This window comes from Thauera sp. SWB20, assembly GCF_000831325.1.
Classification (GTDB): domain Bacteria; phylum Pseudomonadota; class Gammaproteobacteria; order Burkholderiales; family Rhodocyclaceae; genus Thauera; species Thauera aminoaromatica.
The window spans coordinates 12,969-33,252 of the sequence record NZ_JTDM01000021.1; the positions used below are offsets into that span (position 1 = coordinate 12,969).

Here is a 20,284-nt window from a genome sequence, read left to right on the forward strand (position 1 = left end):
CGCTGGAGACATGCAGCGATGACGACCCGACTGTACGGCGTGGACTTCACCTCCTCACCCCGCCGCGCCAAGCCGATCACCGTGGCCCATGGCCACCTCGACGGCGCGCGCGTGGAGCTCGTCCGTTTCGAGCACTGCGTTGACTGGCCCGGCTTCGAGGCCCTGCTCGCTCGCCCCGGCCCCTGGCTAGGCGCCTTTGACTTCCCGTTCGGACTGCCGCGCGAGGCGATCGCCGACCTGGACTGGCCGCAGACCTGGCCAGCCCTCGTGCGCCATTGCGCCACGCTCGGCAAGCCCGCCTTTCGCGCCGCGCTCGATGCCTACCGCGAATCTCGCCCGGTCGGTCGCCGCTATGCCCATCGCGCCACCGACCTCCCCGCACGCTCGCACAGTCCGCTGAAGCTGGTGAATCCGCCGGTCGGGCTGATGTTCCTGGAAGGGGCGCCGCGTCTGCTTGCCGCTGGCGTGCGTGTGCCGGGCATGCACGACGGTGACCCGAGCCGCGTGGCCATCGAGGCTTATCCCGGGCTGCTCGCCCGCCGCATCACCCCCGCTTCGTACAAGAGCGACGAGCGCCGCAAGCAGAACGCGGAACGCCATGCGGCACGCAAGCAGATCATCGACACGCTCACCGTCGGACCGGTCTCGTCGCAGGGCGCGTCCCGACCGCTGGTGTTGGCCGCCACACGCGAACAACACCAGGCCATGCTCGACGACGCCAGCGGCGATCTTCTGGACGCCGCGCTCGCGCTGCTGCAGGCGGCCGCGGCTGCGCGCCTTGGCCCGCCGCACTTCGGCCTGCCCGCCGGGATGGATCCGCTGGAGGGGTGGATCGCCGGTTGCGGGACAAGCAACGCTTAGCACTCGGCGACCACCGGCTTCGCACCATCGACGACGTCGCATGACCCGGGCATGCCTGCCCAATACGGTCGCTTGCTTGGCATGGCGCTTGCCTCAGCCTCAGGGCAGGACAAGTCATTCGCGCAGTTAATTCGCCCATTCGCAACGCGTTTTTTTGGGCACAATACGGACGCGTTTCGGCTTCACCCAAACCCCTCCCCCGATCACCCCGGAGATCCAGAGCATGAAGAGAACCGTCGTCGCAGTCGCCCTGATGAGCATCGGCCTCAGTGCCGCCCAAGCGCAGGAAGTGGTCGTCAAGCTGGGCGGGGCCGCCCCGCTCACCGGTAACCAGTCGCACCTTGGCAAGGATCTCGAGAACGGCACCCGCCTCGCCATCGAGGAGGCCAACGCCAAGGGCGTGACGATCGGCGGCAAGAAGGTCAAGTTCGAGCTGGTCGGCGAGGACGACCAGGCCGACCCGCGCACCGGCACCACGGTGGCGCAGCGCCTGGTCGATGCCGGGGTGAAGGGGGTGATCGGGCATCTGAACTCGGGCACCTCGATTCCGGCCTCGCGCATCTACGACCAGGCGGGCATTCCGCAGGTGTCGCCGGCCTCGACCAACCCGAAGCTGACGCTGCAGAACTTCAGCGGCGTGTTCCGCACCATCGCCAACGACGTGCAGCAAGGTACCGGGCTCGGCAAGTACGCCACCGGCGCGCTCGGCGCCAAGCGCGTCGCGATCATCGACGACCGCACCGCCTACGGCCAGGGCCTGGCCGACGAGACCGCGAAGGCGGTGAAGGAGTCCGGCGGCGAGGTCGTCGCGCGCGAATTCACCACCGACAAGGCTACCGACTTCAACGCCATCCTCACCAAGATCCGCGCCACCAACCCCGAGGTCGTCTTCTACGGCGGCATGGACGCCCAGGCCGGCCCGATGGTGCGGCAGATGAAGCAGCTCGGCATCACCGCCAAGTTCCTCACCGGCGACGGCGGCTGCAGCCCCGAGATGATCAAGCTCGCCGGCGACGGCATGTCGTCCAGCGCCTACTGCTCGATGCCGGGCCTGCCGCTGGAGAAGATGCCGGGCGGCGCCGACTTCCGCGAGCGTTACAAGAAGCGCTTCAACGCCGACGTGCAGGTGTATGCCCCCTACGCCTACGACGCCGCGATGGCCATCATCACCGCGATGCAGAAAGCCGACTCGGTCGAGCCGTCCAAGTACCTGCCCGAGCTCAAGAAGAGCAACTTCCCGGGCGTGATCGGCAACGTCTCCTTCGACGCCAACGGCGACATCAAGGAAGGCGCGGTGACGATCTACAACTTCAAGGACGGCGCCTGGGTGCCGCTGTAAGCGCCTGAACCGCCGCCGGCGCACCCGCTTGCGGCGCGCCGGCGGCGCGCGACATCCCCGTTCCGATTTGCCCGCCCCGGAGACCCTGCGCGTCCGCCGGGGCGTGGCGCGCGACTCCGCAGACTTCAAGAAGGCAGCATGGAAACCCTGATCCAGCAATTCATCAACGGGCTGGTGATCGGCAGCGTCTACGCGCTGATCGCGCTCGGCTACACCATGGTGTACGGCATCCTGGGCCTGATCAATTTCGCCCACGGCGACGTGCTGATGGTGGGCGCGCTGGTCGCGCTGCAGACCATGCTGTTCCTGATGGGCATGGCACCCGGCATGTCGCCGCTGGTGATGCTGGCGATCGCGCTCGCGGTGGCGATGGTGATCTGCATGCTGCTCGGCTTCACCATGGAGCGGCTCGCCTACCGGCGATTGCGCAACGCGCCGCGCCTGGCGCCGCTGATCACCGCGATCGGCGTGTCCTTCCTGCTGCAGACCGTGGCGATGATCATCTGGGGGCGCAACTACCACACCTTCCCGCAGCTCATCTCGACCACGCCGCTGCAGCCGATTCCCGGCGTGTTCGTCACCCCGGTGCAGATCGCCATCGTGGTGGTGTCGGCGCTGCTGATGATCGGCCTGCTGCTGCTCGTCAATCGCACCCGCATCGGCCGCGCGATGCGCGCGACCGCCGAGAACCACCGCGTCGCCAGCCTGATGGGGGTCGACACCAACGCGGTGATCGCGCTCACCTTCGTCATCGGTGCCGCGCTCGCCGCCGTGGCCGGGGTGATGTTCGCCAGCAACTACGGCATCGCCCACTACGGCATGGGCTTCATGCCGGGGCTCAAGGCCTTCACCGCCGCGGTGCTGGGCGGAATCGGCAACCTGGGCGGCGCCATGCTCGGCGGCGTCGTGCTCGGCCTGGTCGAATCCTTCGGCGCGGGCTACATCGAGCACTTCACCTTCGGCTTCCTCAACTCGTCCTACCAGGACATCTTCGCCTTCATCATCCTCGGCCTGGTGCTGATCTTCCGGCCCACCGGCCTGCTCGGCGAACGCGTGTCGGACCGGGCCTGAGCGAGCACGCAACATGAACGAACTCGTCGCCGCCGTCCCCTGGCTGGGCAAGCGCAACCCCACCGCCGCGCGCTGGCTGATCATCATCATCGCCATCGCCGCGCCCTTCATCGCCTGGCAGTTCGGCCGCAGCTGGGTGCGCATCCTCGACTTCGCGTTGCTGTACATGATGCTGGCGCTCGGCCTCAACCTGGTCGTCGGCTTCGCCGGCCTGCTCGACCTCGGCTACATCGCCTTCTATGCGGTGGGCGCCTACACTTTCGCGCTGCTCGCCTCGCCGCACTTCGACATCCACCTGCCGTTCTGGCTGATCCTGCCGCTGGGCGCCGCGTTCGCCGCGCTCGCCGGCATCATGCTCGGCTTTCCAGTGTTGCGATTACGCGGGGATTACCTCGCCATCGTCACCCTCGGCTTCGGCGAGATCGTGCGCATCTTCATGCTCAACCTGAACTACCCGGTGAACATCACCAACGGCCCGCAGGGCATCAACATGATCGACCCGATCAACCTGTTCGGCTGGGACCTGTCGCGCAACATCCGCATCGGCGAGGACTTCACCGTCAACTCGCTTTTCCTCTACTACTACTTCTTCCTCGCCGCGGTGGCCGCCTCGATCCTGTTCATCCAGCGCCTGCAGATCTCGCGCATCGGGCGGGCGTGGGCGGCGATGCGCGACGACGAGCTCGCCGCCAAGGCGATCGGCATCAACACCCGCAACATGAAGCTGCTCGCCTTCGCCCTCGGCGCCACCTTCGGCGGCGTGGCAGGCTGCCTGTTCGGCGCCTTCCAGGGCTTCGTCAGCCCGGAGAGCTTCAGCCTGATGGAGTCGATCGCGGTGCTGACGATGGTGGTGTTCGGCGGCATGGGCAACATCGCCGGCGCGGTGGTCGGCGCCTTCGTGCTCGCCCTGCTGCCCGAGATCCTGCGCGACGTCGCCGTGCCGCTGCAGCAGACGCTGTTCGGCCACGTCCTGCTCGACCCCGAGGTGCTGCGCATGCTGCTGCTGTCGCTGGCGATGATCCTGATGATGCTGCTGCGCCCGGCCGGCATGATCCCGGCGCGCGCGCGCTACTGCCACGACAAGCACCTGACCCAGCACCTGAACAACGCGCTGAAGCAGGAGGCCGCGAAGTGATCACGCTGCTCGAGGCCCGCAACATCGGCAAGCGCTTCGGCGGCCTGCAGGCGCTGTCGGACGTGTCGCTGACCATCCGCAAGGGCGAGGTCTATGGCCTCATCGGCCCCAACGGCGCCGGCAAGACCACCTTCTTCAACGTGCTCACCGGCGCCTACACGCCCGACGGCGGCGAGTTCGTGTTCAACGGCAGCCTGCTGCCCACCGGCAAGCCGCACAGGGTCGTCGGCCGCGGCATCGCCCGCACCTTCCAGAACATCCGCCTGTTCCGCGACCTCACCGCGCTCGAGAACGTCATGGCCGGCCACCACATCCGCACCAGGGCCGGCGTGTGGGGCGTGCTGCTGCAAAGCCGCTTCACCCGCGAGGAGGAGCGCCTGACCACCGAGCGCGCCTACGAACTGCTGCGCTACGTCGGCATCCAGCGCTTCGCCGATGTGGTGTCGAAGAACCTCTCCTACGGCGACCAGCGCCGGCTCGAGATCGCGCGCGCGCTCGCCACCGAACCGCAACTGCTGGCGCTCGACGAACCCGCCGCCGGCATGAACGCCACCGAGACCGGCCAGCTCAAGCAACTGATCCAGCAGATCCGCAATGACGGCATCACCGTGATGCTGATCGAGCACGACGTGAAGCTGGTGATGGGCCTGTGCGACCGCGTCGCCGTGCTCGACTTCGGCAAGAAGATCGCCGAGGACGTGCCGGCCGTGGTGCAGAAGGACGACGCGGTGATCGCCGCCTATCTGGGCGGAGGCAAGCATGCACACTGATCAGACCTCCCCGCTGCTGCGCGTGCACGACCTGAAGATCGCCTACGGCGGCATCCAGGCCGTCAAGGGCATCGGCTTCGAGCTTCACGCCGGCGAGACCGTGTGCCTCATCGGCGCCAACGGCGCCGGCAAGACCACCACCTTGAACGCCATCGCCGGCGTGCTACCGATCGCCAGCGGCGACATCCACTACAAGGGCGAGCGCATCAACGCCCTGCCCGCCCACCGCCGCCTGCGCGCCGGCATCGCGCTGGTGCCCGAGGGCCGTGGCATCTTCACCCGCCTGACGGTGGAAGAGAACCTGCGCATGGGCGCCTACAGCCGCAACGACAGCGCCGCCATCGAGGCCGACCTCGAGCGCGTCTACACCATGCTGCCGCGCATCAAGGAACGTCTGCCGCAGGTCGCCGGCACGCTGTCGGGCGGCGAACAGCAGATGGTGGCGATCGGCCGCGCCCTGCTGTCGCGCCCGCGCCTGCTGCTGCTCGACGAGCCGTCCATGGGCCTGGCGCCACTGGTGGTGGAGAAGATCTTCGAGGTCGTGCAGTCGGTGGCGCGCGAGGGCGTGACCATCCTGCTCGTCGAGCAGAACGCCAACCTCGCGCTCGAGTTCGCCCAGCGCGGCTACGTGATGGAGTCGGGCAAGATCACGCTCACCGGCAGCGGCAGTGACCTGCTGGCGAACCCGAAAGTGCGCGCGGCTTATCTGGGTGAGGAAGCGTAGGCGACCCGGGGGAAAGCGGGCCTGCAGGCCGGAAACGCTCGGGGAGCACACGAGGAGCGAAAGCGCTAACATTGCGCACCTTTTTCGCACGCCCTCGCCATGCAGAACCTCAAGTACTTCACCTGGTCGATCGGCTTCACCGTGTTCGGCCTCATCGGCGGCTACCTGGTCGGCGGCTGGTCGGCCGTCTTCATCGTCGCCGTGCTGGCGGTGCTGGAGACCTCGCTGTCCTTCGATAACGCGGTGGTCAACGCCACCGTGCTCCGCCACATGGACGAGAAGTGGCGCCAGCGCTTCCTGCTGTGGGGCATCCTGATCGCGGTGTTCGGCATGCGCATCGTGTTCCCGCTCGCCATCGTCGGCGTGGTCGCCAACATGGGGCCGATGGCGGTCATCGACCTCGCGCTCTTCAAGCCGGACGACTACGCGCGCATCCTCACCTCGGCGCATCACGAGATCGCGGCCTTCGGCGGCGCGTTCCTGATGATGGTGTTCCTCAAGTTCTTCATCGACGTGAACAAGGACACCCACTGGCTGGCGCCGATCGAGGCCCCGCTCACCCACCTCGGCCGCCTGGAGGCGGCGCAGATCATGTTCACGCTGCTCGCCATCCTGTCGAGTTCGGCCTGGCTAGACGGCGCCGAGCAGCGCATGGAATTCATCGTCGCCGGCGTGTGGGGGCTGATCGTCTATATCCTCGCCGACGGCATCGGCGCCATCATGGGCGGCGAGGAAGGCGAAGGCGGCCAGGTGGTCGCCAAGACCGGTTTCGCCGGCTTCATGTACCTGGAGCTGCTCGACGCCTCGTTCAGCTTCGACGGCGTCATCGGCGCCTTTGCGCTCACCAACAGCCTGCCGATCATCGCCATCGGCCTCGGCGTCGGCGCCATGTTCGTGCGCTCGTTCACGCTGATGCTGGTCTATCGCGGCACGCTCGAGGCCTACCGCTACCTCGAACACGGCGCGTTCTGGGCGATCGGCGCGCTGGCGGCGATCATGTTCATCGGCGTGCATGTGCACATCCCCGAGACCATCACCGGCCTGATCGGCGCGGTGCTGATCGCCGCGTCGCTGTGGAGCTCGATCCGCCACAACCGCGCCGCGCTCGCGCACTGAGCGCCGCCTCAGGATCCCCACGGCGCACGAAGTGGCGAGGTGGTAGAGGCGTATGTGTATGCGCTGGCGAAGGGGGAAGCGGGAGATGGGGGTGGCGCGGCGTAAGGCTGAATCTCGGCCGGTGCCGCCATTCGCCAGCCGCTGCCAGTGCAGCCGCAATGCGGCAGAAATCTGTCGCTCACTTGCCATCCCGCGAACCAGGACTTCTGCCCTGGAAGGGCTTCGGTACATGTTCGTACGCACAGGGTAGATTCCCGCACCGGCTAGCCCAACAAAGCGTGGATCGTCGAGGCGGCGCGAACGCGCTGACAAGCGCACAGGCAGTCGGTTTAGTGGCAAACTATGCCATTACTTGACATCGCCTGGAGTACGCCATGTCCCTCAACGTCTCCTTACCACCAGAGCTGGAAAACCGGGTGCGCCAGCACGTCGAATCTGGCCTCTATAGCTCTGCGAGTGAAGTCATCCGCGAAGCATTGCGATTGTTCGAGGCCTACCAGGGCGTGCAGGCGGCGAACCTGGCCAGCCTGAAAGCCGACATCGCCCAAGGCGTCGCCGACATCGAGGCGGGCCGGGTGCGCGAACTCGACATCAACGAAATCAAGCAACGCGGCCGGGCAACACTGGCAGCTCGGCGGCCGGCGTAGCGACGGCGTGAGCAAGGTTCGACATTCCGCCAGTGCGGAAAACGATTTGCTCGAGGCTTGGCTGTTCATCGCCGAGGACAGCGTCGAGGCCGCCGACCGCTTGCTCGATCAGATCCAAGCCGAGTCGCGAACGTTACTCCTGCAGCCGAAAATGGGCCGGGCTCGGGACGAACTGGCGGTCGGCCTGCGCAGTTGGCCGACGTCGACGCCCTACATCCTGTTTTATTTCGTCGAGGACGATGGGATCACCGTTGCGCGCGTCCTCCACCACGCCCGGGATGTACCCGCGATCTGGAACTGGCCAAGCCACTGAGGACGCGCGGTCAGCGCCATGCGTTGCAATCCGCCGATGTAGCGCAGGCGCTCATCTGGCCGCAGCTGGTCAAGATCACCAGCCCTCGGGCCGAGTGGTACGCGGTGGGCATCTTCCCCGATGGCAACCGAACGCCACGAGTTCAAGAATCAGGCTCCGATCAACAGCAAGGAGCCGATCATGGAAACCCGCGAACATCGGGAAGCATGGAACAAGGGAAAGCTGGTTGGCCAGAAGGCGCCGCTCAAGCCCAAAGACATCTGGGCCATCCGTATCCATCTGCAAAACGCGCACGCAGTGCGCGACCTCGCCATGTTCAACCTCGCGATCGACAGCAAGCTCAGAGGCTGTGACCTCGTCAGCCTGCGGGTGCGTGACGTGACGCATGGAAACCAGGTGCTCTCACGCGCCATGGTCTTGCAGCGGAAGACTCAGCGGCCCGTGCAGTTCGAACTGACCGAGCCGACGCGCACGGCCGTGGCCGCCTGGATCGCGAAGGCCCGGCTGAGGTCGGAAGACTTCCTCTTTCCGAGCCGGCTGCACGACTCCCCGCACGTCTCCACCCGGCAGTACGCGCGGATCGTCGAGCACTGGGTGGTGGTGGCCGGCCTCGATCCGTCCGCCTACGGTACGCACTCGATGCGGCGCACGAAGGCGACATTGATCTACAAGCGCACGAAGAACCTGCGGGCTGTTCAGCTCCTGCTGGGGCATTCCAAGCTCGAGTCGACAGTGCGGTACTTGGGCATTGAGGTGGATGACGCGCTGGAGATCTCTGAGCAGATCGAGATCTGACGCTGGAGTAGCCGCCCGCCGAGCGTCTATGACCAGCGGGCGGCCGCTTACGGTGGCGATGCCGAGAGGGCACAATCGGCCACAAGCAGCCGTTGGGTGGTGCGTCCGGAAGCGGACGTCGATTACCCAGACCAGCTCATTGCATCAAAGCTTCGATCAATGGGCAGGTGGGCGGAGCGGGCGTCGGCGCCTAGCTAGCTGAAGGGTAATCGCGTGTCGCCGAGGGCTGAACCTTCGACATGCGAAGCGGGGCCGGGACGTTAGCGGGCAGCCCCAGCGGTCGCATCTGCCTGGGCGATGAACGCCAGCAACGCGGGCGTCGACTGCTTCTCACGATGCACAACCAGATGACATTGCCGAAGCTGCCGCGGCAATGTCGTGGAGACGCGGCACAGACGTCCAGCTTCCAGCGCATCGTTCACTACCCAGGCGGACAGGCAAGCCACCCCCAACCCTTCCTGAGCGGCACGCTGGATGGCTTCCGAACTGCCTAGCTCGATGCTGCGCCGGTAAGAACGCAGGTGGGGCAGCAAGCTCTGGTCGGTGGCCTCGCGCGTGCCAGAGCCCGTTTCGCGAACCAGCCAGACCGCCTCACGCAGCGTGCGCAGGGGAATGCGCTCGCCTGCCGTACTCGACCGGGCCAGCGCACTGTCGGGCGCAGCCACGACCACCATCTCGTCTTGCAGCCAGGGGGTGACCACCAGCTCCGGCTGGTGGCTGGGCCCCTCGATCAGCCCCACGTCGAGTTCGAAAGCGGTCACGGCATCGCAGATGGCGGCGGTGTTCCCGATAACGACCTTCGACCGCCAGGCGGCGGCGCTGCCGGGCTGCTGTGCCCCCATGAAGCCAGCGAGCAGCTTGGGCAACACGTAGTTGCCAATCGTCGTGCTGGCGCCGATGCGCAGCGACTGCGCCTGCGCGCTGCCGTCGCGCGACATCTGCTCGATGCCTGCGGCGCCGTCGAGCAAAGCCAAAGCCCGCGGCAACAGCGCGCGGCCGTTGTCGTTCAACAGCAGGCGTTTGCCGGCGCGGTCGAACAGGCGCAGCGACAGCAGGCGTTCCAGCTCGTTGACGGCCGAACTGGTGGCCGATTGCGACAGCGCTATCTCAGCGCTGGCCGCCGTGGTGCTGCCGCTGCGCGCCACGGCGACAAAAATCTGCAGCTGACGCAGGGTGAGTCGAAGCACGTCCACGGTGATTGCCGTTGTTATCGATTTCGCAGGTACATCTTAGTCATACAACCCGTTGGACGGGTTGATTGCCAAGCTCTAAATTTGCCTGGCCGCTCGATCACGGGGCGGCGGCCCGCCGCGCCACCACCGGCATCTGGAGCCCGACATGCTGACCCTTGAACGAACAACCCCACGCCCCGCAGCACCCGGCCCGCTGGCCCCACAGGCACTGCATGCCCTTCAATGGGTTGCTGCCCGGCGGCCAGTGGCGGGCTTCATGGGGCCGACCCGCGACGTGGCCCATGCCGTCTCGACCACCTTGGCCGCCGACAGCAGCATCGACCCGCAGGTGCTGCGCTGGATGCCGGTCGCAGTGCCGATGGCGGCCGTGCTGCTGTGCGCCGGCATCGCCTTGATCTGGGTGCTGGCGTGATGCACGCGCGGTCGACCTCACAAGCCAGCCCTGGCCCGTCAGCCGGCCACCGGGCAGCGCGGTTGCGCTTGCAGTTGGCAGCCCTGCTGCCCGGCCTCGCCTTGAGCGGCGCCCTGGCCGCGACCGGCATCGCGCTGGGCCACATCGGCTGGCTGCAGGACCACGGCTTCAGTGCGCTGACGCTGGCCATCGTGTTGGGCATGCTGGTGGGCAACACGGTCTATCCGCTGGTGCCGCGCCTGGCCGCGGCCAGCGGTGCCGGCGTCAACGTGTCCAAGCAGAACCTGCTGCGCCTGGGGGTCGTGCTGTACGGCCTGCGGCTGACGGTGCAGGACATCGGCCACGTCGGCATCGCCGGCGTCGCCATCGACGCGCTGGTGCTGGGCTCGACCTTCGCGCTGGCCTGCTTCATCGGCACGCGCTGGTTGGGCCTGGACCGCAAGACGGCGATGCTGATCGGCGCCGGCAGCTCCATCTGCGGCGCCGCCGCGGTGATGGCTGCCGAACCGGTGGTCAAGGCGCGAGCCGAGCAGGTCACGGTGGCGGTGGCCACGGTGGTGGTGTTCGGCACGCTGGCGATCTTTCTGTACCCGGCGCTGTTCGAGCTGAACCAGCACTGGGCGCTGATTCCGGGTGGCGCCAACGGCTTCGGCGTCTACGCCGGCTCGACCATCCACGAGGTAGCCCAGGTGGTGGCCGCGGCGCGTTCGGTGGGCCCGGACGCGGCCAACTCGGCCGTCATCGCGAAGATGGTGCGGGTGATGATGCTGGCGCCGTTCCTGGTGATGTTGTCGGCCTGGCTGGCACGTGACGACAAACGCCACGCCCACACTTCCGCCGCCACGGGCCAGGCCCCAGGCAAGCTCGCCGTGCCCTGGTTCGCCTTCGGCTTCGTCGCGGTGGTGTTGTTCAATTCGCTGCAGTGGCTGCCGGCCTCGGTGGTGGCGGTGACCACCGAGATCGACACCGCGCTGCTGGCCATGGCCATGGCCGCACTCGGCCTGTCCACGCACATCGGCGCCATCCGCAAGGCCGGTGCCAAGCCGCTGTTGCTGGCGCTGATCCTGTTCGGCTGGCTCATCGTCGGCGGTGCCTTGATCAACCGCTGGGTACCGGCCCTGCTCGGCTGAAGCCTCGAATTCACGGCCCGACGGAATAAACCACGGGCTCTCCTCGTCCACGACAGCAAGCCTTTCCCTCTTTTCTCAACACTCTCCGAAAGACATCCCATGAATACCTTCTTCCGCACCACCGCGCTGGCCTTGTGCAGCACCTTCGTCCTCGTGACGGCCACCCTGCCCGCAGGCGCCGCCGAAGCAACCCCGGCCCGCGTCACCTTCGACGGCCAGATCCGCAACAACTCGCTGGCCCTGAGCCCCGACGAGGCCACGGCCGTCGTGTCCTACAGCGAACGGCCCGATGTCATCGTCTACGACCTGGTCACCGGCGCCGTGCGCGGTGTGCTGCGCGGCTACGTCACGCCGCGCAACATCGTCTTCGCGCCCGACGGCAAGAGCTTCTATGTCTCCGACAGCAGCCTGGGCACGGTGACGCGCCTGGACACCACCACGCTCAAGCCGCTGGCCACCGCGTCGACGCTGGCGGCCGGCCCCGGCGCCTTCGGCACCGCGCTCAGCAAGGACGGCAGCGCGCTGTACGTCAACAACCAGGCCAGCAGCACCGTGACGCGACTGGACACCGCCAGCGGGCAGGCCAAGGCCGTGATCACCGGCTTTGCGCAGCCGCGCCAGGGCGTGCGCCTGAGCCCGGACGGCGCAAAGCTCTACGTCACCAACTTCCTGGGCGATAAGGTCACCATCGTCGACACGCAGACCGACAAGATCGAGGGCGAGATCGCGGGCTTCAACAAGATCCGCGCCATCTCGGTCACCGCCGACGGCAAGACCCTGTTTGCGGCCAACAGCGGCAGCAACGACATCGCGGTGGTGGACATCGCCGCGCGCCGCGTCACCAGTACCGTGCCGGTGGGCCGCGACCCCTACGGCGCTGCGCTCACGCCGGACGGCCGCTTCATCTACTCGGGCAATCTGGCCGATAACACGGTGTCGGTGATCGACGTGGCCACGCTGAAGGTGGTGGCCACCATCGCCGGCTTCAAGCAGCCGCGCCAGGCCATCGTGTTCACGCGCGACGCCAAGACGGCCTACGTGCTGAACGAGGACCTGAGCATCTCCAAGGTCGAGCGTGCCGGGCAGCGAATCGTCGCCACGGTGGCCGCTGCGCAGGCGGTGGCGGCGTACTGAAAACCGGGAACTGTCAGAGAACCGGCGCACCGCACGACCGAGCCGGGGGCTTGCCGCTTCCGGTTCGCCCCGTTGTCGCCCCGCCCGCACAAAGGATCGAATGAAAACTCTGGCCAACCCCTGCCGGCGCCGCTTGGCGGCACTTTGTCTGGCCATGTGCACGCTGCCCGCCGCGTTCGCAGCTCAGGCCCAGACGGCCGCCCCGCCGGCGCTGGAACTCGTGGTGCTGGGCTCGGGCGGCCCGGGTGCCACCGGCCGCGCGGGCTCGGCCTTCGTGGTGTTGGTGGATGGCGTGGCGCGTGTTTTCGTCGACGCCGGCCCGGGATCTTTCGTGCGCCTGGGTGAAGCCAAGCTGGCGCTGGGTCGGGCCGACATCGTGCTGCTGACGCACCTTCATGTGGACCATGCCGGTGGACTGCCAGGCCTCTTTAAGGCCCGTGCGGTGTCCAACCGCGGGCCGGTCGATTTCAAGATCTTCGGGCCGGCCGGGCGGCGTGCGCTCGATGCCGACGATGCCGACTTCCCGGCCACCAGCCGCTTCATTGACCTCTTGTTCGGCAAGCAGGGCGCCTTCGGCTACCTGAAGGACTTCTCAACGCCGCTGCGCTTTCAAGTGACCGACATCGACGCACCCGCCACGGCGGCGGCGCTGCCCGAGGTGCGCACCTTGTTTGATGAAGGCGGCCTGCGCATCAGCGCCGTGGCCGGCCACCACCGCGACGCGCCGGCCGTCGTCTACCGCATCGACCACGCCGGCAAGAGCATCACCTTCAGCGGCGACATCGACGCCAGCGGGCTGGCGGGTCTGCGGCGAATCGCCCAAGGCACCAGCCTGCTGGTCTTCAACAGCGTGGTGCTCGACCCACCCGGCTCCCCCGACGTGCTGTACACGTTGCACACGCCGCCCAAGGCAATCGGCGAAGTGGCCGATGCGGTGCGCGCCGGCCAGCTGCTGCTGAGCCACTTGTCGCCCGCGCTCGACGCGCAGCGTGACGCTGTGAAGGCGTCGATCACCGCGCACTACGCCGGCGGGGTGGTGTTCGCGCAAGACGGTCAGCGGCTGGCGCCCTGAGGCGCGCAGCCGCCGGCAATAGTGGCAGTACCAGCCCCGAGTTCGACGCCCGTGCCTACCAACCCCACGAAGGTGATCACGCGAGCCATGCCGTCGGGCCACAGGAACACGGCGGCGTCGAACTTCATGCGCTGGCCGACCGATGGGCTGCCGCTCACGAAACCTTCGGTGCCGACACCGCGGTCCAGGCCCCGCAACTAGAAGGCGCCCGCCGTGGTGCCGAGGGCGTCGGCAAAGGTGCCCGAGAAGCTGAAGGTGTCGCTGGCCGGGTCGTAGCCGGCGAACGCGCTCGCCACATCCACGTCGCCGTTCTGCGGACCGATGTACGTGGGCAGTAGGTCGCCAATGGGGTCGGTGATGCCTTGCGCCAGCGCACCGGTCGCGGCGGTGAACAAGCTGGCCAGCAGCAGGAAGGTCAGGGTTCGCTTCATCGGAGCAATTGGTGGAGCGTGTCGGGCGGGTCAACTGCCGATGGCGTGACAGAAAAAGTTTTTGCGTGGGCCGGAATAGACCGCCTGCCGGCGCCGTCTGCCCTTGTGTCGGGACCTCATGGACCCTTCATCCACCACCGACCACCCCTCACTTCACATCAAGCCTTCAACGGAGCCCTCCATGTTCAAGACATTCGCCTTTGCTGCCACTGCCCTGACGCTTGCCGCTGGCAGCGCCTTCGCCGCCCCTTCCGACGACGCCCGCACGCACTTCCAGGCCATCGCTTCGGGCGACACCCAGATCGTGATGCGCGCCTACGCCGACCAGGCCCAGCTGAACTGGGTCGGCGGCCCGCTGGACGGCACCTACGCCACCACCGACGCCATCCGCGGCACCTGGGAAAAGTTCGGCAAGGCCGTCGGCCCGCTGAAGCTCACCATCGGCTCCATCGAAGAATCGGCCAACCCCAAGGGCTCGACGGTCTCCGCCAACGTCGTCTTCGAAGGCAAGATGCCCATCAAGGTGCGCTACGTGCTGACCTACCGCGAAGGCAAGATCGTCAGCGAAACGTGGCAGATCGACCCCAAGTTGAACGTCGCCCTGGCAGCCACGGCCGAAACCGCCGGCAAGACCGCGACCTACTGATCCACCAGCGCCGCGCCGCACCGGGCCAGACCGGGGGCGGTGCGCACCTGCGTCGTTCGGGTTCATTCCCCGCAGTTGACAACGGAATACCCGCAAGCGCCCGTGCGTCGACCTGATTGAAGTGGTTGACGCACTGCTCACCCATCCACCCAGGAGCTCCCCATGCGACACCCGCTTTCCAAACTTTCGGCCGTGCTGATGCATGCTGCCCTCGCGGCCGCGGCAGGCCTTGCTTCACTGCCCGGCCACGCTGCAGACGGCGCTGAATCGCTGACGTATCCGAACATCATCAAGATACGGGACGGCATGGGCGCACGCGGCGACCTCGCACCGATCGCACGCATCGTCTCGCCGCTGGCGGATTCGCAGATCGTGCCGGGCGAAGGCCGCATTGGCGCAGGCAGCGTGAATGGCACCGGCTTCGTGTTGAACATCGAGGTCGTCACGCGCGACGCGACACCGATCGCCGCGAAAGAATCGCTCAACATCAGAAACACCGCGCTTCTCGGCCAGGTCAACCCGAACATTCCGGGCCTCTATGTCTTCCTCGACACCGACCTCGTCAAGCCCGACGGTGGCGTGATCCCGAAGAACACCAACCTGGCGAACCTCTTCAACATCCTGGGCACCGACGACACGCCCGGCGCGGGCGTGACGCTGTGGCTGGGCTGGCACGTGCTTGAATCGCTGCCGCTCGACACGAGCCGCTTCAACATCACCACCGCCGTGGTCGACACCGCCGGTCGCATCGGCTTCGACAGGGTCTCGATGGCGGTGCTGCGCGGCGGTATCACATCGGGGCAGGCACTGACGCCCCTTCCGATCGATGTGTTCGATGACGGCATCGACGACGCGGACGGACCGGAGGTGACGATGATCGCGCCCCGCGTGCCGTCGCGTGTGTCACCCGGGCCGCAAACCGGCAATCCGACGCCGCCTGCGAATGCATCGCTGTTCTTCATTCAAGTGGCGGCGCTGGACCGCTCGCGTCACGGCATCGGCGTCAGCGAAAACGGCCAAGGCACGGCGGCCCGCTCGGTGTTGGGAACCATCCTGGATGGCAGCCAGATCCAGAACCCGATCACGCATCCCAGCAACGGCACGAACCGCAATTTCCCGGGTCTGAACGTGACCTTCGACGTGCCCTTGCGCCAGCCCAACGGCAACGTGGTGCCGGCGGGCTCGAACCTGGCGCCGATCTTCAACGTTGCCGGCAGCGAGCTGGACGCTGACGGCTATGTCGTGACGACGGCCGATTGGGTGGTGGGCGGATCGCTCCTGATGCCCGCGGGCAAGCGTTCGGTCACGATCACCGCCCGGGTCACCGACAACGCCAATCGCACCCGCAGCGTCAGCCACGTCGTGGGCATCAGCCCAGTCGAGAACGGCCAAAACCTGACGCCCGAACCCTGAGAACGAGGCCGCGCGGCTCCGACCATGGAGCCGCGCTCGACGCACAGGGCAGGGGCAGCCCGCCACCCTGCACAACCAACACCCCATCTTTTTTTCACGCCTGCGGAATAAAAGGCCTGAGCGTGCCGTCTGCCCCGATGTGAGCAACATCTCACCCACGCTGCCCAATCCGCCACCACCTCCACGGAGCTTCCCATGTTCAAAACCCTCGCCATCGCCGCATCTGCGGCAACGTTTCTGGTCACTGCCGGCTGTGCCAACATGGTCGAGCCGCCTGCCAAGGCGCCCGCCATGTTGTCTGGCGGCGCACTCGTCACACCCGGCGGCATGACCCTCTACACCTTCGACCAGGACGTGGCGAACAGCGGCAAGAGCGCCTGCAACGGCGGCTGCGCCGCGCTGTGGCCGCCGATGATGGCCACCGCCACCGACCAGACCACGGGTGCCTACAGCATCGTCACTCGCGACGATGGGTCACGCCAGTGGGCCTACAAGGGCAAGCCGGTGTACACCTACAAGGCCGACCAGAAGGCCGGCGACCGCAGCGGCGACAACTTCAAACAGGTCTGGCACATCATCAAGGAATGACGCCTGTACACCCGCCTGCACACCCAGCTTCGCGCGGGCTCACCCCATCGTCAACATCTTGATGAACGACGACCATCAACTGCTGAGCTGGGTGCCGCGTTTGCGCCGCTATTCCCGGGCGCTGGTGAACAACCGTGACGACGCCGACGACCTGGTGCAGGACACGCTGGAGCGGGCCTGGGCCAAGTCGGGCCTGTGGGGCAGCGTGGCGGACATGCGCGCCTGGCTCTTCAGCATCATGCACAACCTGCACGTCGATGGCGTGCGCCGGCCCAGGCTGCACACCGTGACCATGGACGATGACACCCCCGAGGTGCCGGTGATGCCGACGCAAGGCGACAGGTTGGCGGTGCTGGACCTGCAGGCCGCGCTGGACCTGCTGCCCGTCGAGCAGAAGGAAGTGCTGCTGCTGGTGGCGCTGGAAGACATGGCCTATGCCGACGTGGCGCAGGCCCTGGGCATTCCCATCGGCACGGTGATGTCGCGCTTGTCGCGCGGCCGTGAGCGCCTGCGCGGCCTGATGGAAGGTCGTGCCGAACCCGTGCGGCTGAAGGTCGTCAAATGAATGCATTGCGAAGCACCCTATGAGTACCGATCGCCCATCGCCGCCCACCCTCCCGCCCACCCCCCCGGTCACCGAGGCCGAGCTGCATGCGTTTGTCGATGGCCGTCTGCCCGCAGAGCGTGAGGCCGAGATCGCCGCCTACCTGGCCGCGCGCCCCGACGATGCGCAGCGCGTCGAGGCCTACCGTGCGCAGAAGCGCGAGCTGCACGCCCTGTTCGACCCCGTGCTGGACGAGCAGCCGCCGCAACGCCTGCTGAAGTCGGCGCGCCCGCGCGCCGTATCGCCGACGCCTTGGTACCTGCAGCGCTTGGCCGCCGGGCTGGCTATCGCCGTCATCAGCGGCGCCACGGGCTGGGGGCTGCGCGGCGTCGGACCTGGAACAGCCGGTGACGATGCCGCCCGCATGGCGGCTGTGCAACCGGCCCCAGGTGGTTTGACTTTGGTGTCTGCGGGTGGCTTCGCGCAGCGTGCCGCCGTCGCGCACGCGGTCTACAGCCCCGATGTGCGCCGGCCCGTGGAAGTGGACGCCGCGCACGAAGACCAGCTCGTGGCCTGGCTGTCCAAGCGCATGGGCGCGCCGATGAAACCGCCGCACCTGCAGGCGCAGGGCTACACGCTGGAAGGTGGGCGCCTGCTGCCAGGTGGCCAGGGGCCGGTGGCTCAGTTCATGTACCGCAACCAGCAGGGCAGCAAGCTGACGCTGTACGTGTCCAATGACGTGGCCGACGTCGGCAGCGCCGCGGGCTCGGGCGGGGCCGCGAAACCGGATGCGAAACCGGGTGCGAAGAACGCTGACACCGCCTTCCGCTTCGCGCAGGAAGGCGCCGTCAACGTGTTCTATTGGGTCGACGGGCCCTTCGGCTATGCGCTGTCGTCCGACGCCGACCGCAGCGTGCTGGCGCGGGTGTCGGCCGAGGTCTACCAACAGCTGGGCGCACCGCGCTGAAGGCCACGGCAAGTCCCGCAGCGCAGGCGGTTTGCACCGCCATGGAATGAATTGGCCTGAAGCGCGCTCTTTGCTGCGAGCGCCTGACGCACCGACACAGCCCTTCGTTGGGTGCAAGGTCGCGCGTCACGGGCCCCAGTCCACCTTTGCACTGAACAAAGAAAGCACCCATGACCACCCAACGTCGCGACATCCTCAAATACTCGCTGGCCGCCGCGGCAGCCAGCGCGCTGCCCGCAGCACAAGCCCAGGCACCGGCCGCCAGCACAAGCACCAGCACGACAGCGCCTGGCCCCGGCATCGACCCGCGCGACCGCGTCTTCATCACCAACGAAGACTCCAACACGCTCGTCGTCATCGATCCCAAGACCAACACCGTCGAGAGCACGATCAACCTGACCAGCTTCGACGAAGACCCGCGGCCGCCGTTCCGCTACGTCACCGCCGGCGTGGCGCCCACGCACGCGGCGATGATCCACAAGCCGCTGTACCACGGCTGCATCGACGCCCACGGCGCGGTGCCGTCTCCCGACGGCCGCCTGCTGGCCACCAGCGGGCGCGGCTCGAGCAACATCTACCTCATCGACGCCGAGCAGCGCCGCGTCATCGGCAACACGCCGAACCCGGCTGCCGGCCCCACCACCAACCCCGAACGCCTGAGCAGCGGCCTGCTGCTGGGCCGAGAACCGCACGAGCCCACCTTCACGCGCAACGGCAAGGAGCTTTGGGTGACGCTGCGCGGGGAAGACCGCATCGCCATCGTCAACGTCGAACTCGCCCTGCGTCAGTTGAAGGGCACCGACAACACAGGTTCGACGGCCATCCGCCAGTTCCTGCCGACGATCAACGGCCCGGCCCAGGTATGGTTCAACCGCGAAGGCACGCTGGCCTTCGTGGCCAGCCAGAAGGTGTCGCAGGTCGACGTGTTCCGTGTCAACCCGGGCGCCGATGGCCACAGCCAGCCGCAGCGCGTGACGACACTGGACATCAGTGCGCAGGACAAGCCCGGCTTCACGCCCTTCATGAAGACCACGCCCGACGGCGCCGAGGTGTGGTTCTCGCACAAGCTGGCCGATGCGCTGTCTTCTCGCTCGACGCGGGGCGGTTTCGACCTCATTGACAGCGTGCCGCTGGGCATGGGCGCGCGGCCCAACCACGTCGAGTTCGTCAGCAACGCGCGCGGCAGCGTGGTTTACGCCAGCCTGGCGCGCATCGACGACGGCGGCCCCGGCGGCGTGGCCTCCAGCCCCATCGCCATCATCGACCGCAGCGCCGCCGGCGGGCAGCGCAAGGTGGTGGGCAGCTTCTTCAGCCACGGCCGCGAAGCCCACGGGCTGTGGACCAACCCCGAAAACACGCTGCTCTACATCGCCCACGAGCAGGACGAACTGCCCGGCACGCCCAACGCCGGCCAGACAGTGTGCAGCGCCTTCGACGTCAGCGACCCGCTGAAGCCGGTCTTCATCGCGCAGATTCCGCTGGGCAACCTGACCCTGCCTTCCGGAGCGCTGCGCAACAAGAAGAGCATCAACCTGGTCTACGTGCGCGTGGGTGCCAAGGGGCAGACTGCATGAAGGGCATGAAGGGCATGAGGGGCGGACACGCCCAACATGGAGTCAGTGCCTTCGAGCGCGAGATGGACGCTTCGATGGCCCGCATGATGCAAGACATGCACGGCCCGGGCTTCGTGGGCCAGGCCGACATCGACTTCCTGGCGATGATGATTCCGCACCACGCCGGCGCCGTCGACATGGCGCGGCTGGTGCTGCAGCACGGCCGCGACCCGGCCACGCGGCAACTGGCGGAGGAGATCATCGCCGGCCAGACCATCGAGATCGAGAGCATGACGCGGCGGCTGGCGGCCTTGCAGCAGCGCTCTAGCGCGGGTTCGGCAGCCGAATTTCCATCGCTGGGTGGCACGCGCGGGCCGTGATGCCCAGCCTGAGGGTAAGCACTGACGATGGCGATGGAATGAACCGCAGC

At 67.3% G+C, this 20,284-nt stretch carries 24 protein-coding genes; 21 read left to right on the forward strand and 3 right to left on the reverse strand.

The window, feature by feature from the left end; all coding sequences use genetic code 11:
* The first annotated feature begins 18 nt into the window (after positions 1-18).
* From PO78_RS17465 to PO78_RS17510, 10 genes are all read left to right on the forward strand, one after another.
* Positions 19-861, forward strand: a complete 843-nt coding sequence (locus PO78_RS17465; protein WP_004306175.1) for a DUF429 domain-containing protein — start codon at positions 19-21, stop codon at positions 859-861.
* A gap of 223 nt (positions 862-1,084) precedes the next feature.
* A complete protein-coding gene (locus tag PO78_RS17470; RefSeq protein WP_004306173.1) occupies positions 1,085-2,200 on the forward strand; it encodes a branched-chain amino acid ABC transporter substrate-binding protein in 1,116 nt (371 codons plus the stop codon).
* 138 nt (positions 2,201-2,338) lie between these two features.
* Positions 2,339-3,271: a branched-chain amino acid ABC transporter permease gene (locus PO78_RS17475; protein WP_043745695.1), complete on the forward strand. Its 933-nt coding sequence runs from the start codon at positions 2,339-2,341 to the stop codon at positions 3,269-3,271.
* 13 nt (positions 3,272-3,284) lie between these two features.
* A complete protein-coding gene (locus PO78_RS17480) occupies positions 3,285-4,406 on the forward strand; it encodes an ABC transporter permease subunit (protein WP_043745697.1) in 1,122 nt (373 codons plus the stop codon).
* Positions 4,403-5,176 (forward strand): ABC transporter ATP-binding protein, encoded by a 774-nt coding sequence (locus PO78_RS17485; RefSeq protein ID WP_043745699.1) that lies wholly within the window; start codon positions 4,403-4,405, stop codon positions 5,174-5,176. Before PO78_RS17480 ends, PO78_RS17485 begins: the two co-directional genes overlap by 4 nt.
* Positions 5,166-5,900, forward strand: a complete 735-nt coding sequence (locus PO78_RS17490; protein ID WP_004306166.1) for an ABC transporter ATP-binding protein — start codon at positions 5,166-5,168, stop codon at positions 5,898-5,900. The genes PO78_RS17485 and PO78_RS17490 overlap by 11 nt, the downstream gene beginning before the upstream one ends.
* A 99-nt stretch (positions 5,901-5,999) precedes the next feature.
* Complete coding sequence (locus PO78_RS17495; RefSeq protein ID WP_004306164.1) at positions 6,000-7,016, forward strand: DUF475 domain-containing protein; 1,017 nt, start codon at positions 6,000-6,002, stop codon at positions 7,014-7,016.
* Positions 7,017-7,390: 374 nt separating this feature from the next.
* Positions 7,391-7,663: a type II toxin-antitoxin system ParD family antitoxin gene (locus tag PO78_RS17500; RefSeq protein ID WP_040828871.1), complete on the forward strand. Its 273-nt coding sequence runs from the start codon at positions 7,391-7,393 to the stop codon at positions 7,661-7,663.
* Between the two features lie 7 nt (positions 7,664-7,670).
* Entirely contained in the window at positions 7,671-7,976 is a 306-nt protein-coding gene (locus tag PO78_RS17505; protein WP_040828869.1) for a type II toxin-antitoxin system RelE/ParE family toxin, read from the forward strand.
* A gap of 180 nt (positions 7,977-8,156) precedes the next feature.
* Positions 8,157-8,771 carry a tyrosine-type recombinase/integrase gene (locus PO78_RS17510; protein WP_040828875.1) on the forward strand — a complete coding sequence of 205 codons (615 nt, stop codon included), beginning with the start codon at positions 8,157-8,159 and terminating at the stop codon, positions 8,769-8,771.
* A 260-nt stretch (positions 8,772-9,031) separates the two neighbouring features.
* Here the strand turns inward: PO78_RS17510 and PO78_RS17515 are convergent, their stop codons facing one another.
* Positions 9,032-9,964, reverse strand: coding sequence for a LysR family transcriptional regulator (locus PO78_RS17515; RefSeq protein WP_004306488.1), 933 nt, complete (start codon positions 9,962-9,964; stop codon positions 9,032-9,034).
* A 256-nt stretch (positions 9,965-10,220) separates the two neighbouring features.
* On the opposite strand from PO78_RS17515, the gene PO78_RS22985 reads away from it, so the two are divergent.
* The 4 genes from PO78_RS22985 (at position 10,221) to PO78_RS17530 (ending at position 13,712) form a co-directional block, all read left to right on the forward strand.
* Entirely contained in the window at positions 10,221-10,376 is a 156-nt protein-coding gene (locus PO78_RS22985; RefSeq protein ID WP_156147846.1) for a hypothetical protein, read from the forward strand.
* A 68-nt stretch (positions 10,377-10,444) separates the two neighbouring features.
* On the forward strand, positions 10,445-11,506 hold the full coding sequence (locus tag PO78_RS17520) for a YeiH family putative sulfate export transporter (protein ID WP_231570754.1): 1,062 nt from the start codon (positions 10,445-10,447) through the stop codon (positions 11,504-11,506).
* Positions 11,507-11,605: 99 nt separating this feature from the next.
* A complete protein-coding gene (locus tag PO78_RS17525) occupies positions 11,606-12,640 on the forward strand; it encodes a beta-propeller fold lactonase family protein (RefSeq protein ID WP_004306481.1) in 1,035 nt (344 codons plus the stop codon).
* A 100-nt stretch (positions 12,641-12,740) separates the two neighbouring features.
* Positions 12,741-13,712, forward strand: coding sequence for an MBL fold metallo-hydrolase (locus PO78_RS17530; protein WP_040828892.1), 972 nt, complete (start codon positions 12,741-12,743; stop codon positions 13,710-13,712).
* Here the strand turns inward: PO78_RS17530 and PO78_RS17535 are convergent.
* A complete protein-coding gene (locus PO78_RS17535; protein WP_156147847.1) occupies positions 13,694-13,840 on the reverse strand; it encodes a hypothetical protein in 147 nt (48 codons plus the stop codon). The two genes, PO78_RS17530 and PO78_RS17535, sit on opposite strands and share 19 nt — an antisense overlap.
* 69 nt (positions 13,841-13,909) lie before the next feature.
* A complete protein-coding gene (locus tag PO78_RS17540; protein ID WP_004306475.1) occupies positions 13,910-14,143 on the reverse strand; it encodes a hypothetical protein in 234 nt (77 codons plus the stop codon).
* A gap of 181 nt (positions 14,144-14,324) precedes the next feature.
* Here PO78_RS17540 and PO78_RS17545 point away from each other — a divergent pair, with 181 nt between their 5' ends.
* The 7 genes from PO78_RS17545 (at position 14,325) to PO78_RS17575 (ending at position 20,234) form a co-directional block, all read left to right on the forward strand.
* Entirely contained in the window at positions 14,325-14,789 is a 465-nt protein-coding gene (locus tag PO78_RS17545; RefSeq protein WP_004306473.1) for a nuclear transport factor 2 family protein, read from the forward strand.
* Between the two features lie 162 nt (positions 14,790-14,951).
* Complete coding sequence (locus PO78_RS17550) at positions 14,952-16,202, forward strand: hypothetical protein (RefSeq protein WP_004306471.1); 1,251 nt, start codon at positions 14,952-14,954, stop codon at positions 16,200-16,202.
* Positions 16,203-16,397: 195 nt separating this feature from the next.
* Complete coding sequence (locus PO78_RS17555; RefSeq protein WP_004306469.1) at positions 16,398-16,790, forward strand: COG4315 family predicted lipoprotein; 393 nt, start codon at positions 16,398-16,400, stop codon at positions 16,788-16,790.
* Positions 16,791-16,851: 61 nt separating this feature from the next.
* Positions 16,852-17,355 carry an RNA polymerase sigma factor gene (locus PO78_RS17560; protein ID WP_004306467.1) on the forward strand — a complete coding sequence of 168 codons (504 nt, stop codon included), beginning with the start codon at positions 16,852-16,854 and terminating at the stop codon, positions 17,353-17,355.
* Between the two features lie 19 nt (positions 17,356-17,374).
* Entirely contained in the window at positions 17,375-18,301 is a 927-nt protein-coding gene (locus PO78_RS17565) for an anti-sigma factor family protein (RefSeq protein ID WP_004306465.1), read from the forward strand.
* A 170-nt stretch (positions 18,302-18,471) separates the two neighbouring features.
* A complete protein-coding gene (locus PO78_RS17570; RefSeq protein ID WP_004306463.1) occupies positions 18,472-19,875 on the forward strand; it encodes a YncE family protein in 1,404 nt (467 codons plus the stop codon).
* On the forward strand, positions 19,872-20,234 hold the full coding sequence (locus PO78_RS17575) for a DUF305 domain-containing protein (protein WP_004306461.1): 363 nt from the start codon (positions 19,872-19,874) through the stop codon (positions 20,232-20,234). Before PO78_RS17570 ends, PO78_RS17575 begins: the two co-directional genes overlap by 4 nt.
* Positions 20,235-20,284 lie beyond the last annotated feature (50 nt).

Bases quoted from the DNA above. Each gene is read 5' to 3' on its own strand.
- PO78_RS17550 (WP_004306471.1), top strand. From the start codon at position 14,952: ATGCGACACCCGCTTTCCAAACTTTCGGCCGTGCTGATGCATGCTGCC.
- PO78_RS22985 (WP_156147846.1), top strand. From the start codon at position 10,221: ATGGGGCCGACCCGCGACGTGGCCCATGCCGTCTCGACCACCTTGGCC.
- PO78_RS17500 (WP_040828871.1), top strand. From the start codon at position 7,391: ATGTCCCTCAACGTCTCCTTACCACCAGAGCTGGAAAACCGGGTGCGC.
- PO78_RS17530 (WP_040828892.1), top strand. From the start codon at position 12,741: ATGAAAACTCTGGCCAACCCCTGCCGGCGCCGCTTGGCGGCACTTTGT.
- PO78_RS17545 (WP_004306473.1), top strand. From the start codon at position 14,325: ATGTTCAAGACATTCGCCTTTGCTGCCACTGCCCTGACGCTTGCCGCT.
- PO78_RS17535 (WP_156147847.1), bottom strand. From the start codon at position 13,840: ATGAAGTTCGACGCCGCCGTGTTCCTGTGGCCCGACGGCATGGCTCGC.
- PO78_RS17570 (WP_004306463.1), top strand. From the start codon at position 18,472: ATGACCACCCAACGTCGCGACATCCTCAAATACTCGCTGGCCGCCGCG.
- PO78_RS17480 (WP_043745697.1), top strand. From the start codon at position 3,285: ATGAACGAACTCGTCGCCGCCGTCCCCTGGCTGGGCAAGCGCAACCCC.
- PO78_RS17565 (WP_004306465.1), top strand. From the start codon at position 17,375: ATGAGTACCGATCGCCCATCGCCGCCCACCCTCCCGCCCACCCCCCCG.
- PO78_RS17555 (WP_004306469.1), top strand. From the start codon at position 16,398: ATGTTCAAAACCCTCGCCATCGCCGCATCTGCGGCAACGTTTCTGGTC.
- PO78_RS17490 (WP_004306166.1), top strand. From the start codon at position 5,166: ATGCACACTGATCAGACCTCCCCGCTGCTGCGCGTGCACGACCTGAAG.
- PO78_RS17495 (WP_004306164.1), top strand. From the start codon at position 6,000: ATGCAGAACCTCAAGTACTTCACCTGGTCGATCGGCTTCACCGTGTTC.
- PO78_RS17475 (WP_043745695.1), top strand. From the start codon at position 2,339: ATGGAAACCCTGATCCAGCAATTCATCAACGGGCTGGTGATCGGCAGC.
- PO78_RS17470 (WP_004306173.1), top strand. From the start codon at position 1,085: ATGAAGAGAACCGTCGTCGCAGTCGCCCTGATGAGCATCGGCCTCAGT.
- PO78_RS17510 (WP_040828875.1), top strand. From the start codon at position 8,157: ATGGAAACCCGCGAACATCGGGAAGCATGGAACAAGGGAAAGCTGGTT.
- PO78_RS17575 (WP_004306461.1), top strand. From the start codon at position 19,872: ATGAAGGGCATGAAGGGCATGAGGGGCGGACACGCCCAACATGGAGTC.
- PO78_RS17540 (WP_004306475.1), bottom strand. From the start codon at position 14,143: ATGAAGCGAACCCTGACCTTCCTGCTGCTGGCCAGCTTGTTCACCGCC.
- PO78_RS17560 (WP_004306467.1), top strand. From the start codon at position 16,852: ATGAACGACGACCATCAACTGCTGAGCTGGGTGCCGCGTTTGCGCCGC.
- PO78_RS17465 (WP_004306175.1), top strand. From the start codon at position 19: ATGACGACCCGACTGTACGGCGTGGACTTCACCTCCTCACCCCGCCGC.
- PO78_RS17525 (WP_004306481.1), top strand. From the start codon at position 11,606: ATGAATACCTTCTTCCGCACCACCGCGCTGGCCTTGTGCAGCACCTTC.